12 protein-coding genes and 1 pseudogene are annotated in these 14,788 nt (G+C 44.6%); 3 read left to right on the top strand and 10 right to left on the bottom strand.

The genetic code is table 11. The features are described from left to right. Positions 1 to 69: 69 nt before the first annotated feature. The 4 genes and pseudogenes from Q502_RS09820 to Q502_RS09810 all read right to left on the bottom strand — a co-directional run. Complete coding sequence (locus tag Q502_RS09820) at positions 70 to 651, bottom strand: hypothetical protein (protein ID WP_180977897.1); 582 nt, start codon at positions 649 to 651, stop codon at positions 70 to 72. Further along, the gene (locus Q502_RS14765) at positions 648 to 824 is read right to left on the bottom strand and encodes a hypothetical protein (RefSeq protein ID WP_243392304.1); all 177 of its coding nucleotides are present in this window, start codon (positions 822 to 824) and stop codon (positions 648 to 650) included. Before Q502_RS14765 ends, Q502_RS09820 begins: the two co-directional genes overlap by 4 nt. Further along, on the bottom strand, positions 824 to 1,006 hold the full coding sequence (locus tag Q502_RS14760; RefSeq protein ID WP_243392303.1) for a hypothetical protein: 183 nt from the start codon (positions 1,004 to 1,006) through the stop codon (positions 824 to 826). The genes Q502_RS14765 and Q502_RS14760 overlap by 1 nt, the downstream gene beginning before the upstream one ends. Positions 1,007 to 1,832: 826 nt before the next feature. Then, a pseudogene (locus Q502_RS09810) lies at positions 1,833 to 2,855 on the bottom strand (FAD-dependent oxidoreductase); the annotation flags it as partial. A gap of 788 nt (positions 2,856 to 3,643) precedes the next feature. Between Q502_RS09810 and Q502_RS09805 the strand changes: the two are divergent. Further along, the gene (locus Q502_RS09805; protein ID WP_243392302.1) at positions 3,644 to 4,036 is read left to right on the top strand and encodes a hypothetical protein; all 393 of its coding nucleotides are present in this window, start codon (positions 3,644 to 3,646) and stop codon (positions 4,034 to 4,036) included. A 2-nt stretch (positions 4,037 to 4,038) separates the two neighbouring features. On the opposite strand, the gene Q502_RS09800 is transcribed toward Q502_RS09805, so the two are convergent. Then, positions 4,039 to 4,683 (bottom strand): MgtC/SapB family protein, encoded by a 645-nt coding sequence (locus Q502_RS09800; protein ID WP_099829768.1) that lies wholly within the window; start codon positions 4,681 to 4,683, stop codon positions 4,039 to 4,041. Between the two features lie 260 nt (positions 4,684 to 4,943). On the opposite strand from Q502_RS09800, the gene Q502_RS09795 reads away from it, so the two are divergent. Continuing rightward, positions 4,944 to 5,663 carry a sugar phosphate nucleotidyltransferase gene (locus tag Q502_RS09795; RefSeq protein WP_099829843.1) on the top strand — a complete coding sequence of 240 codons (720 nt, stop codon included), beginning with the start codon at positions 4,944 to 4,946 and terminating at the stop codon, positions 5,661 to 5,663. 156 nt (positions 5,664 to 5,819) lie between these two features. On the opposite strand, the gene Q502_RS09790 is transcribed toward Q502_RS09795, so the two are convergent. The 5 genes from Q502_RS09790 to Q502_RS09770 all read right to left on the bottom strand — a co-directional run bounded on the left by Q502_RS09790 (position 5,820) and on the right by Q502_RS09770 (position 12,744). Beyond that, the gene (locus tag Q502_RS09790; RefSeq protein ID WP_099829767.1) at positions 5,820 to 6,329 is read right to left on the bottom strand and encodes a ferritin family protein; all 510 of its coding nucleotides are present in this window, start codon (positions 6,327 to 6,329) and stop codon (positions 5,820 to 5,822) included. A gap of 94 nt (positions 6,330 to 6,423) precedes the next feature. After that, positions 6,424 to 9,954: a pyruvate:ferredoxin (flavodoxin) oxidoreductase gene (gene nifJ / locus Q502_RS09785; protein WP_099829766.1), complete on the bottom strand. Its 3,531-nt coding sequence runs from the start codon at positions 9,952 to 9,954 to the stop codon at positions 6,424 to 6,426. A 384-nt stretch (positions 9,955 to 10,338) separates the two neighbouring features. Next, complete coding sequence (locus Q502_RS09780) at positions 10,339 to 11,343, bottom strand: lipoate--protein ligase (RefSeq protein ID WP_243392300.1); 1,005 nt, start codon at positions 11,341 to 11,343, stop codon at positions 10,339 to 10,341. Next, positions 11,327 to 12,172: a M23 family metallopeptidase gene (locus tag Q502_RS09775; RefSeq protein WP_099829764.1), complete on the bottom strand. Its 846-nt coding sequence runs from the start codon at positions 12,170 to 12,172 to the stop codon at positions 11,327 to 11,329. The genes Q502_RS09780 and Q502_RS09775 overlap by 17 nt, the downstream gene beginning before the upstream one ends. A gap of 251 nt (positions 12,173 to 12,423) precedes the next feature. Further along, positions 12,424 to 12,744 carry a hypothetical protein gene (locus tag Q502_RS09770; RefSeq protein WP_099829763.1) on the bottom strand — a complete coding sequence of 107 codons (321 nt, stop codon included), beginning with the start codon at positions 12,742 to 12,744 and terminating at the stop codon, positions 12,424 to 12,426. 88 nt (positions 12,745 to 12,832) lie between these two features. Between Q502_RS09770 and Q502_RS09765 the strand changes: the two genes are divergently transcribed. Further along, positions 12,833 to 14,698, top strand: coding sequence for a glycoside hydrolase family 127 protein (locus Q502_RS09765; protein ID WP_099829762.1), 1,866 nt, complete (start codon positions 12,833 to 12,835; stop codon positions 14,696 to 14,698). Positions 14,699 to 14,788: the final 90 nt, after the last annotated feature.

Raw genomic sequence — 14,788 nt, 5'->3', positions numbered from 1 at the left:
ACGGCATTCAAAAAGCGAAAGCCTCTCCCTTGCGTAATTTGTCGAGCGAATTTCCATAGCCTGAAACAGTTAGTTCGAAGCTGTATTAAGCTTGCCGAAGGATGGATCTCTGAGGTTAAGAAGGACTATGTCTCCGTCCGATAGAAATGATACGGGAATCTGACTAAAAAATGTAGTGGTGACGTATCTACCCATAAAAGTCGGAAAGAGACCGAGGATAGAGATGCACGAAGCCGCAACTTCCCCTGCCGCCCCTGAAACAAGCTTGAGCGAGCGTTCTTCGAGATCAAAAACCTCAGAACTGGCATCTGTACTTCCTGATACCCCTTTCAGAAAGAAATCCCTAACATCGCTTTCGAAGACGTAATTCTGTCTGGACCAGATCCGGCAGTGACGAATCTTCTTTAACTTATCCCGCAGCCCTACCGGTGAAGAGATTGTCGAACCATCCATTACTTTCAGAGTGCCGAAGAGACTCTTCACAAACTCATTTAACCGGCTAATCGCCTCCCCCTCTCCCAGCGCTTCTGCAGTCACCGTATAATATCCTGTCAGTCCATTCAGTATTATGTTACCCTTGCCGGCGAGATCACTTATGTGCTCCAAAGCAGCAAGACCTTGAAAACCGTATCCCCCGACATGTATCTTCAAAGCGTCACTCCGTTCAAGTCACATCCGAGCGTTTCTTCATACGATTCATTCATGATATCAATAAAGGATGAGAAATCCATCAAATCTATACTCCTGGTCATAACGGGAGAGATCAAAACATCTGCAGCAGCTATTTCTCTCTGCAAAATCAAATCGGCTCTGTATTCATCCATCACTCCCAATATTGAATTCGAAGTATTGAAGTAACCCTATTCGATGAAGAAAGATCTACGGCAACTAAGAAAGTACTATTCGCCTCTCTTGCGACGCTTACAGGAAGATTGTTCGGGATACCGCCATCGGCAAGTGTTAGGTCTCCTTTCTTTTCAGGTTTGAATAATCCTGGAATAGCCATTGATACTCTAAGAGCTTCATATATACTTCCATGATTGTGGATGCAAAGTTCAGCGGAATCCATGATTGTAGATGTACAAATAAAGGGGATCTTTGTATCGGTGAACCTGTACCCCCAAGCGCTTCCTAAGAAGTCTGACGTATCTCCTGGAGGGAAGAACTTCTCTAAAAGTGTTCACATATGAACACACGATCGCACTTAAGATCGGCAAGTGCGTTCTTGCCACTGATTTCGTTAATGAGAACCATCTGGCCGCCTTTCTGCAGGTCCTCAACGTAATTTTCCAGAGGCTATTTGAATCAGCCAATATTGCATATCCCGCCCCGACTAGAGCATCAATCCTTACTCCAACTATGAGGTCGGGAATGAAACCCTTCTCTTCAAGCGCACGAATAACCCCAACGGAGCTGCACCTTTTGCTCCTCCACCTCCCAGAACCAATGCTCTTTTCATTTCGACACCTCTAAGTAAAAACCACCTATGAAACACCGTTTCATTGTTCATATATTGTTGGCCGTACGCAACTTCCAGAATTGTTCCAGCTCAGTCAGAATCTAATAAGCGCCGCTACAAAGTAGATTACTGGCGCACGAATCTCTACTCACTCCTCCTTTAGCCAGGGTTTTAAGTTCACGGGGAGAAGCTCTTTCTATCAATATCGCCGTCCCATCTTCGAAAATCCAGCGCTGTCGATTCCCTTCAAAAACTGACTGCATACCTGTATCCGGCGCAACAATGACTCAATTCTTGCCACTATCTATTCCAGTACCACATCTGCCAATCGCTTAAAATGAGCCTCCCTGAACCAAAACAGGCGTACCTGACCTCATTTGCTTATCTTCAGAAGGGCCGCCAGAGAGTATAGCGGGTTTTTCTCGGTTATCCTGTCAAGTTCTCCGATAATCTCGTCTCTCGAGGTTTCTCTTATGGGTATGCCGCTTTCCAAAGAAATCGCAGAGGCTACACCAATAACCTGTCCCATGCCTGCTGACGTCAGCATTATTCTACCGGCGCTTTGCCCTTCAAAATCACTTGAGAAACATCTGCCTGCCATATTTAGATTGTCTAAGTCGCTGCTGATGAGTGTTCCTAAAGGTATCTCATAATAGTCAGAATATGAAGGTACTCTGCCTTTGACTTCCGGAGTAATCTTCTGAGTTTCAGGGGAATGGACATCTATTCCATATGTTGCTTTGGCGACACTGTCATAGAACTTCCTATGCAATCTAAAGTCTTCTCCAGTGAAGATATAAAGTCCCCTCACTCTTCTGCTCTCTCGAATTCCAATATCGCCTGCAATCTTCTCAATTCTTGACTTTTCAAATCCCCGAACGTACTTCCTAGAAAAGGCTACAAGTTGGTCGATCTGCTCAGAACATTCGAAGACCGATTTGCTCAATTCGAAAGGATTGACAGGACCTTTACCGAACGAGTGAGTTGTGTTGACGGATACTCTGTCTTCCCCGGGAAGTTCAATGAAGAAAAAGTAGTCGTGAAGATTGTTAAGTCCACTCTTTCTAGCCTTTTCGATCTCTTCAAAGTAGCCCGCAACTGAAAGAGGCTTCGAATCTGGTGTCACCCATTTGAAGAAGTTGCTTCTTCTACGACTGACGTCCTCCCTAATTCTCTCGAAGTTGATGTTACTCATAGTAAACATAAGTGTTGAGGCCTGATTTGCCCCATCAGTATCACCGGAGAAGAGCGTAGCTCCTGCCATTTGGCCTAGTGAGGCGTCACCCGTAGAATCAAGAAACATCTTTGCTATTGCAGTGAACTCCGCACCTGAAGAGGAAATGAAGCTAACTTCTTTAACTGTTCGCTCGGAAGAGGAAACTCTTGTCGGAAGTGAATGAAGTACAAGTCAAACTCCAGCCTATCACAGCTTTTCCAGAAAGATGATCTTCAGAATCTCTGAATCGAAGGCGTTTCTAAGGATTCCCCCACGCTCATGCAGGAACCAGGATTTCGCCAAAAAACCTCCCCTAATAGCACCGGTACCAGCGAACGACGATTCTCCGATACCAGAATGAGGACCAAATCATTTTGCTGTTCTTTAGTAACGTCTTCCAATCTTCATAGCTTTGTCTGTTTGTCCCGTTCGCATTCAATTACTCAACGCAGAACCTATTGACGAGTCTCTTATTTCCAATTCCGACTCCAAGAGTCTCCACATTGCTTTCTCTTGATCTTCCTTCTCTTTAGTAGAGACCGTCTTGAACCTCTTCATATTAACATCAGCGGCAGCTAGATGCTTTCTGAAAGGAGAACCCAAAACTCTAACAATTCTCTTTATCTTTTCTCAAGACTTGCACGCAAATTGAGGTATCTTTCTTGACGGGTCCCTCGACCATTCAAAGTGATTAGAACCAACACAGGTCTTGGCTTTCTTTGATCTGGGAGAGAGACGTATAATTATCTGGTCTCAATCATTCTTTCTCTAATTCTCACTTCAGTTTCTGCCAAATTCTACGGGGGGCGATTCAGAAACGTGTTGTCACGCTAGCACTTGTATTGACGACACTTCTTGTGTTCTCTGGATGTTACGTGGTTTTGAAATGTGTTGACTTTGGGGAATTCACTGTTCGAGCATAATATCATAATGATGACGTCTTTTCTGAACTGACAACACGGATGGTTATGAAAAAACCCTTCTTCTGGTTCAATGGAACTCCCACTCCAAACGGAGTAATGACCGTTACAAATGCAGGTATGGCGGGACACTCGGGAAAGGATATCAAAAAGGATATGAATATGAACAACGTCACGATCTCCTTCAAGTTCCCTGTCAATCCAACCGGCCTTATTCTCTACTATGGAGAGTACGGTGGAAACATAAATGTGGAAATAAACGGGGTTCTCGAAAACGTACAGGACTTCTCTGACATCGATGGAAAAGTAATAGGCGGAGTGAATGTAACTCTGACAAGCGTAAGCGGCCCCAAGGGAGTACTGAATCTTCAGGGAATGATCACATCTTTTTCGATAGGAGGTCAGGAACTCTGGATAGACCACATTTGTCCGAGAAAATAGAGTTATCGAAGCTCCACACTTCTGATGCCCCTTAATCTCGACAAACCAACCATAAGATTCTTGATTTTTATAGCATCGCTTTTGCTTATCTCAATTAGCAATGTGAGGTTTTCTTCATCGTCTTCAACTTCCATAGATTCTACTGTCAATCCATTGTCCTTGAACCATTCTGAGATTCTTCTGGACATTTCCTCAGTATTACTCGCAACTATTAGGATTCTCGGCAGATTTCTTCCGCCGGTGAAAAGCTCTATCCTCTTCAGAAAAAGCACGATCATTATTGCGAATACGGTCACTACGGTGGACAATAGATATTCACCGCTTCCGAATCCCATGCCAACCGCTGCAGTTACCCAAAGCGTTGCTGCCGTTGTAAGACCCTTGACCGAAAAACCCTTTTTCAGGATCGTTCCCGCTCCCAAAAATCCTATTCCAGAGACAATTTGAGCCGCAACTCGGCCAGGGTCACCGTGTTCTGCGGTTACAAATACTGTTGTAGAAAGCACCGTAATGAAAGCAGCACCAACACAGATGAGAGAGTGTGTCCTGAGTCCTGCCGGCTTGTATATTCTCTCTCTTGTCACTCCTATCATCGCTCCTGCAACAAGAGCACAGAATAGCCTCAAACACAGATCCAAATATTCCAATTTTCAACCCTCCCTTAAGTTACGATTATAACCTTTCCCTCCGATAAGTAAACACAAGAGAACAACATTTCTACACCAATCGACATTGTTTCGACTTCTCGTATGATCTCTTCCATCAGGCTAAAACGCTAGATCATATCTGCGTTTTCATGAGTTACCGAAGTCGGAATGTGATTCTTCCTTTAGGGCCACTTTCCAAGAGTAACGTAATGCTCTCTTCACTTCCAAAATGCTATTATTGGTTGGAAGGAGTGATAGATGTGCTGATTCCCGTAATCCTCGCAGCCGGAAAGGGGAGAAGACTGAAGTCGGAAGTCCCTAAGCCCCTGGTCAAAGTGAAAGGCAAGCCGATGATCGTTCACATCCTAAGAAAGGTTTTTTCAGTATGCGATAGCGTCAATTCAATAGTAGTAATAAATCCGGACTTCGAAAGCGATTTTCGGAATGTGCTCGATAGCAATACCATACTTGCATATCAAGATTCGCCTAAGGGAACTGCAGATGCGCTGAAAAGAGCACTTCACTTGGTCCCGGAAGGTTCTGAGATTCTGGTGATGTATTCTGATCTCATTCTGATCACGGAAGATTCCCTTAAGGCCCTTGCTGAACTCCATAAGAGTAATTGCTGTGATATAACATTTCTTTCCGGAGTAACCGAAACCAAATTTCCATATGCTCTTGTTGAGCGTGACGAATACGGTAAGGTAATCTCCTTCAAGGAAAAAAAGATTCCTGACTTCCCGCCTCCCTGGGAGTTCTACATTGGACCAATAATTCTGAGAAAAGATGTGGTCGAAGAATATATCGACAATCTGATACCAAATAAGGATACCGGAGAAATTTACATTTCCGATATTGTGTCTCTATCGTTGATTGAACATAAGTCTGTATGCGGCTTTGTAACCGAGAATCAAGAGGAATTCTTGGGGGTTAACACTCCTGAGGATCTTGAAATTGCAGAAAAACTTCTCTCCGACTGAACCTTTTTCTCAAGGGTGAAGTCTCATTACCAGAGACCAGAGAAACCACAGGCACAACCCCTTTAAAATGTAAGGCAAACGAAGGCGACATGGATTACCCCTGAGTTACAAAGACCGGGACAGAGTCCCGGTCTTTCCTTGTAGCGACAATCCGGATCAATACTTGTCTAGATCAGTGAACTGATCCCATTCTTCAAGATGGCTGAACTCTGGCGATTCGGTCCAGTCAAGGCCCTTTCTGATAAAGTCCATTAGATTCTCAAGAATTATCTGATGCTTGTTTTCCTCGGCTGCCAGTTTAAGAAGTATCTCCTTCTCAGATAACTCGTTTGTTAGTCTTGCCTGATCAAGATAGAGTTTGATGCTTTCCTTTTCCATCTCTACCGCATGCTCGTATGCATCAAGATTCGTTGCATCGATTTCGAAACACTTCTCATCCTTAAGCATCTCCGAGAACATATTCCTGGTAGTCTTGAAAGTGTATGTTCCCTTATACCTGTAGTTTCTGTCCTCAAAACCCCTTATTATCTCATAGTGCCTCTGCTCATCTTCCGCAAGCATCTCGAATAGCTTCTTCAACTGCTCGTCTTTAGCGCATTCTGCCTGTTTTGCGTAATAAGCCTTGCCGTCCTTTTCCAACTTAAGGGCATAATCGATAGCGTTCATCTAAAACCTCCTTTGGAGAATCGCAAAAACAGAAAACCATCCGATTCTGACAAAAAGCGGGCGGCGGTGAACCACCCGCAGAATTCACATTGAATCAATCAGAGGCAAGTCTCTTGTATGTTTCATACCTTTCTTTAGCGTCTTTCTCAGCCTTCTCGAACAATTCATCGGCAATATCGGGGAACGTCGATTTAAGAGCGCTGTATCTCACTTCACCCATCAAGAAGTCGACAAACGACTCTTTTGGTTCCTTCGAGTCAAGAATGAAGGGACTCTTACCCTGTTCCTTCAGAAGAGGATTGTATCTGTAAAGATGCCAGTAGCCTGAAGCAACAGCTCTCTTTTCCTGCTCTTGAGTTTTTCCCATTCCGATCTTTATTCCGTGGTTTATACATGGTGAATATGCAATGATTAGAGACGGTCCAGGATATTTCTCAGCCTCAGTGATCGCTTTGATCACCTGATTCTTGTCTGCTCCCATTGCGACCTGGGCCACATAAACATATCCATACGTCATTGCCATCCTGCCTAGATCCTTCTTCTTCGTTCTCTTTCCAGAAGCTGCAAACTTCGCTACAGCAGCTCTAGGCGTAGACTTGGAAGATTGACCACCGGTGTTTGAGTATACTTCGGTATCAAATAGAAGAACATTGACATCTTCCCCTGAAGCAAGTACATGATCAAGACCGCCGTAACCGATATCGTAGCCCCAGCCGTCTCCACCGAATACCCACACGGATTTCTTAATTAATAGATCCTTTCTTTCCTCAATTTGCTTCAAAAGAGCGTTGACTCTCTCGTTTCTTGATCCCTTTGATATCACATTGAGAATGCCAAGAGTAGCTGCCTTTGAGGCTTTTGCATCGTACATTCCTTCAAGCCAAGCCTTGAAAGGCGTCTTCATGTCCTCGGGAATATCCTGCTTCAGAAGCTCTTCCATTATACCGGCAAGCTTACTTCTGCCGTGCTTGACCGCCATCGCCATCCCAAATCCATATTCGGCATTGTCTTCGAACAGAGAATTCGCCCACGCCGGCCCTTTGCCGTTGCTATTCTTGCAGTAAGGAGTTGCAGGAGCCGAGGCTCCCCAGATTGAGGAACAACCGGTCGCGTTGGCTATAAGCATTCTATCTCCAAATAGCTGTGTAACAAGCTTGGCATAAGGTGTTTCACCACAGCCTGCACAAGCCCCTGAGAACTCGAGGAGAGGCTTGGAGAACTGGCTCCCTTTGAGTGTCTCAACATTCATGACATCCTTCTTCTCAGAAACTGCTGTAGCAAATTCCCAGTTTGGTACTTCTTTCTCTGTCTGCGTATCAAGAGGTTTCATGACTAGAGCCTTATTTGGAGACGGACAGATATCTGCACAGTTACCGCAACCCGTGCAGTCTAGCGGCGAAACCTGAATCCTGTACTTCAGCCCCTCGAAAGTCTTTCCACCCATTGCTTTCTTAGCTTCGAAGGTTGCAGGAGCCCTATTTTCCTCTTCTTCGTTTATCAAGAACGGCCTGATCGCTGCATGTGGGCAGACATAGGAGCATTGATTACACTGAATACAGTTGTCGATCTGCCATTCCGGAATCATGACCGCAATGCCTCGCTTCTCATATGCGGACGTCCCATTTGGGAACTCTCCGTTTTCTCTACCAACAAAGGCAGATACGGGCAATTTGTCTCCCTGTTGCCTGTTCATGACATCTGCGATGTTTCTCACGAACTCAGGTCTTCCAGATTCTTCTTCTTTAACTTCTTCTTTCGCACTCTTCCAGGATTCTGGAATCTCTATCTTCTTCAATGCCTCAATACCGCTATCTACTGCCTTGTAGTTCATCTGTACTACCTTCTCACCTTTCGTGCCGTAAGACTTCACGATCGCGTCCTTTAGATACTTAACTGCGTCTTCTATAGGTACGACATTTGCCAGTTTAAAGAATGCCGACTGCATTATCGTATTTATCCTCGTGCCAAGCCCAATCTCCATTGCAATCTTAGTGGCATCGATGCTGTAGAATTTGATCTCGTTTTCGACAAGGTATTTCTTCATACCGGCAGGAAGATGCTTGTCAAGCTCCTCGAAATCCCAGCTAGTGTTAAGAACGAAAATGCCGCCCTTTTTGAGTCCTTCAAGCAATTCATATTGATACACATAGGACTGTTTGTGGCAAGCAACATAATCTGCCTCATCTATAAGGTAGGTGGATTTGATTGGCTTCTTGCCGAATCTAAGATGCGATATCGTAACGCCTCCAGACTTCTTCGAATCGTATGCAAAGTAACCCTGGGCATACATATCGGTATGATCGCCGATTATCTTTATTGCATCTTTGTTAGCTCCGACAGTCCCATCGGAACCCAAACCCCAGAATTTGCAGCGAATAGTGCTTTCTGGAGCGGTATTTATTCTCTCTTTGATCTCCAGAGAAGTGTTGGTAACATCGTCTACGATACCTATCGTGAAGTGGTTTTTCGGTGTCGAGAGCTTCAGATTGTCGTAAACTGCCTTTATCTGAGAAGGAGTTGTGTCCTTGGAACCGAGTCCGTATCTTCCCCCATAAACCTCGGGAGCGCTCTTTTCACCATAGAAGAGAGTCTTCACATCTTCATATAGTGGCTCTCCAAGAGAACCCGGCTCTTTAGTTCTGTCGAGAACTGCTATTCTCTTGACTGATTTCGGGAAAACATCATAGAAGTGTTTTGCAGAGAACGGTCTGTAGAGATGAACCTTGATGACTCCTACCTTTTCACCCTTCTTCATCAGGTAATCAATGGTCTCCTCTATCGTATCGGTGACAGAACCCATAGCGATAATAACGTTTTCTGCATTGGGGTCACCATAGTAGACAAAAGGCTTGTAATCTCTGCCTGTGATCTTCGAAATCTCTTCCATGTAATCGGCCACAATATCAGGAACAGCGTCATAGAATCTATTTGATGATTCCTTCGCCTGGAAGAAAATATCGGGATTCTGGGCCGTCCCCATCGTCTTGGGGTGATCTGGATTGAGAGCCCTGTCTTTGAACTCCTTTAGCGCTCCATAATCGAGAAGTCGCTTAAGGTCCTCATAATCCATAACCTCAATCTTCTGAACTTCACTGGAAGTTCTGAATCCATCAAAGAAATGAAGGAAAGGAACTCTCGACTTGATTGCAGAAAGATGTGCCACAGAGCCAATGTCCATGACTTCCTGAACACTTCCTGAAGCCAGCAAAGCAAATCCTGTCTGTCTCGTAGCCATTACATCAGAATGATCACCGAAAATCGAAAGCGCGTGACCGGCAACTGCTCTAGCACTGACGTGGAATACACCGGGCAAGAGTTCTCCAGCAATCTTATACATGTTCGGGACCATTAGCAACAATCCCTGTGACGCCGTAAAAGTAGTCGTCAGAGCTCCAGCAACAAGCGAACCGTGAACCGCACCGGCCGCTCCGGCTTCAGACTGCATTTCTATAACGTCAACCGGCTGCCCAAAGATATTCTTCATTCCATTTGCTGCCCAAGCATCTGCAAGCTCCGCCATAGATGACGAAGGCGTAATGGGGTAAATAGCCGCAACTTCCGTAAAAGCATAAGCAACATGGGCGGCAGCGGTATTACCGTCCATGGTTTTCATTACTCGTGCCATCCTAAACCTCCTGTAATCCTGAAATTGATCTCATATCTATTGGAAAACATAAAATTATATTCTGCGGCAAACACATAGAATATCAAGCAAGAAATCTGGCTGCTCATTAACATTATAGAACATCTTTTCGCTGCTTACACAGATGTATCTTTTCGATTTGACAAATCAAAGATAATCTCTGTAATGTGATGGTAACAGTCATTTAGGAAAGACACAAGGTGCGATTGCCGTCTGAAGATAAGAGTTGGTCTCCTGAAGAAGGTCTCATTTGACCAAAGGTTTTATAGATCATTTCGTGTTGCTTCCAAGAAAATTATCGCCCTTCGGCATTTCACCGTTAAACTTCAGGGATTACACAAAGCGAGTGCAACTGCTGAAGATGAACTAGTTCAGATCGGTTGTCTGAAGCCACGCAATGATATCGTTTCTTTCTGAACAGTCTGGAAGCATTTCAATCGCTTTCATTATGGCAACTCTGGAAAACTCAACTCTGATTAGCTCTCGTTTCAGTTGTTCAATGAAATCCACATCCATCGAGTCTGAATAAACTATCACGTCGGATATAATTCCCTTCTTCGATGTAAAAAGCAGCTCGATACCTCCCCAGGAAAACCTATTGCCAATTTTGAAATTGAATTCCGGACTCTTTCCCAATAGCCATTCCTTAGAAGAATACTTTCCGTAAAGCGACTTCACATCGAGTGACTTCCTTAGTTCGTCAAAATCCAAGACTTCGTGTATTCTGCCGTATTCTTCAGCGAACCCCATATACATTGCCTCTTTCATTCTTTCTATGGTAAGGTCAGGTTTCAGCTCTTTTAGATTCACTACTCTAGAAACGACAGACTTAACTCCCTTCGATTCTATCTTTGCTCTGGAGACATTCAGATATTCAGAAAGTCTTCTCGTATCTACATCAACGAGGATAGTTCCATGGTGATAAGAGGCATACTGTCCATGGTAGAAAGCATTTCCAGAGAACTTCCTTCCCTCCGCGAGAATGTCATTTCGACCACTGAAATGAGCATCTATACCTACCGATTTTACCCCGTCCACAATTACCGATAGTTGCCTGTGAAGATCGTACTCTCTTTTTGGCAAGAGGAAGGTAAAGTTGAGGTTTCCAAGATCATGAAAAACCGCACCGCCTCCGGATAGTCTTCTTGCTAACTTACCACCATCTCTGTGAAGGTTGTCCAGCCTGCATTCCTGCCAAGCGTTCTGGTTTCGACCAATCACTACCGTGTTCTCGTTTTGCCATAGGTAAAGAACAATGTTTTCTTTGGCAAATGAATTTAGAAGATACTCTTCGACTGCGAGATTCAGCCAGGGATCAAATGAGTCAGATTCAACAAATATTGTACTAGGGATTTTACCTACCTCCGACACCAAGAGTTTCGATTTCTCTTCTCACATACATGTAATTCGCTCCTGTTAGATAGCTTCTTGGATCTCTACACTGATCGTTAGAGTCTACGATCTCGAAGTGGAGATGAGGCCCGGTTGCTCGTCCTGTCTCTCCAACTCTGCCGATTAGCTCCCCCCTGAGAACTCTCTGCCCTACATAGACGCTTATTCTGTTAAGATGAGCATACCTTGTCTTGGTGCCGTCATAGTGTTGGATTATTATATTCAGTCCGTATCCTCCGTTTTCCTGGGCTTCTATAACCGTTCCATCCTTCGCAGCAAAGACGGGAGCGTCCTTCTGGACTGCTATGTCCATACCGGAATGAAAGGTTGAGGCGCCGGTGAATGGATCTTTGCGCCAGCCGAACTCCGAAGAAATCTTCCCATAGACCGGCCAGGTGAACTGTGTACCGGGATTTGCATTGCCGCACACGTTTATCGAATCAAGCGGAATGAACAGACTTTGGCCGGGATATATATAGGAATTGCAGCTAAGATTGTTTGCGACCATTATATGCTCTGCAAGCGCAAAAAACAGCCGAGCAATGTAATCGATGGAATCACCGTACTGAACCTCATAGAAGAAGCCATCTCCAGTAGGAAGGTAAATGAACTCACCCGGTTCCAGCTGACGGGGATCGCTAATGCTGTTCAAATCGAGGACAGTGCTTATTCTCAGGTTATAATCCCTGATTATATTGAAGAGACGATCACCTGGCCTGACCAGGTATTTGATAAAACCAACTCCAAAGGCAGTTGCTAGGGAAAACATAAGTATAATGGTAAGCGTCAAGAGAATCTTAGCTCTCATCTGAAACCCCCAAACCATTTTTTATCCGCAAAATGATACAAAGAATTCTAGTTCATTTGAACTGATAGTAATTTTAATAATATCACAGCGACAGTCCTTAAAAGAAGCTCTCTCTTGAGTAGATTTAATTATGATGCATTACGGCTTCCAACAAACAAATTCCAGCTCCCGAAGTCTCGGTTTCTTCTTTGGACGAAAAGCCAAGTGGGCTTTGATTAAACTTAAACCAACATTTACTTCGAGTCTTGCAACTACTTGAGACTGTCATAGAACGGGATATCTCCAAGATAATCCCCTGTCTTCTTCATCTCATCAGTCCTGATAAATACTCCTTTTTCGGTCTCAACTTTTCTCAACTGAGAACCCATCTTCCAATTCCCTTTTTCATCTTTACAAATCAGACAAAACACGAATACGTCGCACTTATCAATGATCTCTTCGCGTGTCCACTCCTCACCATATTCGTGGGTCTCCCCCACATTTGGATGGATAAGTGCCGCCTCAATTAGCCAGGTCCCATTTCTGTCAGAGTAACTAGCTGCCGAAACCCAATAATCTATCTTCTCAAACATGGTCTTCCCCTCCTTATCTCAGGATACAAAAGTTCTCACCTTTTCTGCTACTCTTGAGGAGAGAGCATCTTCTTTGGAGGTGAAAAGCGTGACTTTTGTCAACGACACTTCGCGGTCACCAAGAGCGCAAGTTAGACCTATAGCGCTTGAAAGAGTCAAACTTGAGGGATTCGTAAGCAGATATCAGGAACTTATGAAGTCGACGAGTCTCTCTCTTCAATATGAGTATCTGGAATCGACGGGAAGAATAGAAAACTTCAGAAAGGCTGGACGGAAATCGGAAGGAGTCTTTACCGGGTGGTTTTTCAACGATTCCGATGTATACAAATGGATAGAGGCGGCTTCTTATTCGCTACCGTATAATGAAGATCCCGAAATCAGGGAGAGAATCGAGTCACTGATAACACTTATTGAGGAAGCTCAGGCTCAGAACGGCAACGGATACATAGACACTTACTTCATAGGTGATCGGACTTCGGAACGCTGGAAAGACCTTAAGAACATGCATGAACTCTACTGCGCGGGTCATCTTATTCAAGCAGGGATAGCATATAAGAGAGCTTCAGGTGATGAGAAGCTTTTCGTAATCGGCAAGCGAGTGGCCGACGAAATTCTGGAGACTTTTCATGACGACGACAGTGAAGTTACTACCGGGCATCCCAATCTAGAAATGGCATTGGTTGAGCTTCATCGCGAAACCGCCGACCGTGCTTATCTGGAGTTCGTGGAAAGACTCATAGATAATCGCGGAAAGGGCTATGTAGGTGGTGACGAGTATCATATTGACCATGCTTCCTTTAGAGATCTCAAAGAACTTACTGGACACGCAGTCAGAATGCTTTACTTACTCGCTGGAGCGGCCGACGTATTTCTAGAGACAGGCGATGAAACACTCCTCGCAGTTCTCGAAAGACTCTGGGTCGATCTGATCGCGCGAAAGATATACATCACGGGCGGAGTTGGCTCAAGATATGAAGGAGAATCGTTTGGCGAGGCGTACGAACTGCCAAGCAGAAGAGCATACGCGGAAACGTGTGCCGCAATTGGAAATGTATTCTGGAATTGGCGTATGTATATGATTTCCGGCGACGCAAAGTATCTCGATGTAATGGAGCGGACTTTCTACAACGGTGTCCTTTCTGGAATCTCTCTCGACGGTAAACGATATTTCTACGTGAATCCTCTGGAGGATGCCGGAAAGCACAGCCGAGAGGAATGGTATGAATGCGCGTGTTGCCCCCCCAATATCGCAAGATTGCTCACATCCTTCGGGGGCTACATTTACGGTACTACTTTGAACGAAATAAGAGTCAATTTCTACGAGGAGAGCAAGTCTGCAATTCCCTTTAGGGACGGTGAGGTGACGATCATCCAGAAGACAGCCTATCCTCATTCCGAAGAAATCGATCTTATTATCTCCACCGATCTAGATACAGACATCTCGATTCTCCTAAGAATTCCTGAATGGACCGAAGGGGAGTTTGATCTTCAAGTAGACGGCGTGAAACAGAAAACAAGACCTGAAAGAGGTTTTGTGAGACTTGAAGGCAACTGGAAGGGCAAGACAGAGATTTCGCTCACATTTCCGATGAGAATCAGGTTGATGACCTCTAATCCACTTCTAAGAGAGAATACCGATAAAGTTGCTGTCCAAATCGGCCCGCTGGTTTACTGTGCTGAAGGCGTAGACAATCCTTCTTTTGATGTGCGTACGTTGTCTATCCCTTCGAGAAAAAACTTAGAACTCTCACGAAGCGATACGCTCACGGGAAATCCAGTCACATTAAGTGGAAAGGGAATCGCTTATGATATTAACAACTGGGACAAGAAGCTTTACAACTCGCTCGGTTCTGTGAAAAGCAAGAGCGAAAATGTAAAATTCTCTCTTATTCCCTATTATGCGTGGAATAACAGAGGAAATTCACCGATGTGTGTTTGGCTTCATATGCACTAGAGATTCCTTTTCGTAACTCTGACTGAGGATTCGTACTAGCGTTTTGACTTTTCGGTTTTCGCGTTCAACTTGAACTGGACACGGATCGAT

Source organism: Mesotoga sp. Brook.08.YT.4.2.5.2. (genome assembly GCF_003351125.1).
In the GTDB taxonomy this organism is placed as follows: Bacteria; Thermotogota; Thermotogae; order Petrotogales; family Kosmotogaceae; genus Mesotoga.
The sequence above is the reverse complement of the archived record's forward strand: the minus strand, read 5'-3'. Positions and strand labels throughout refer to the sequence as shown.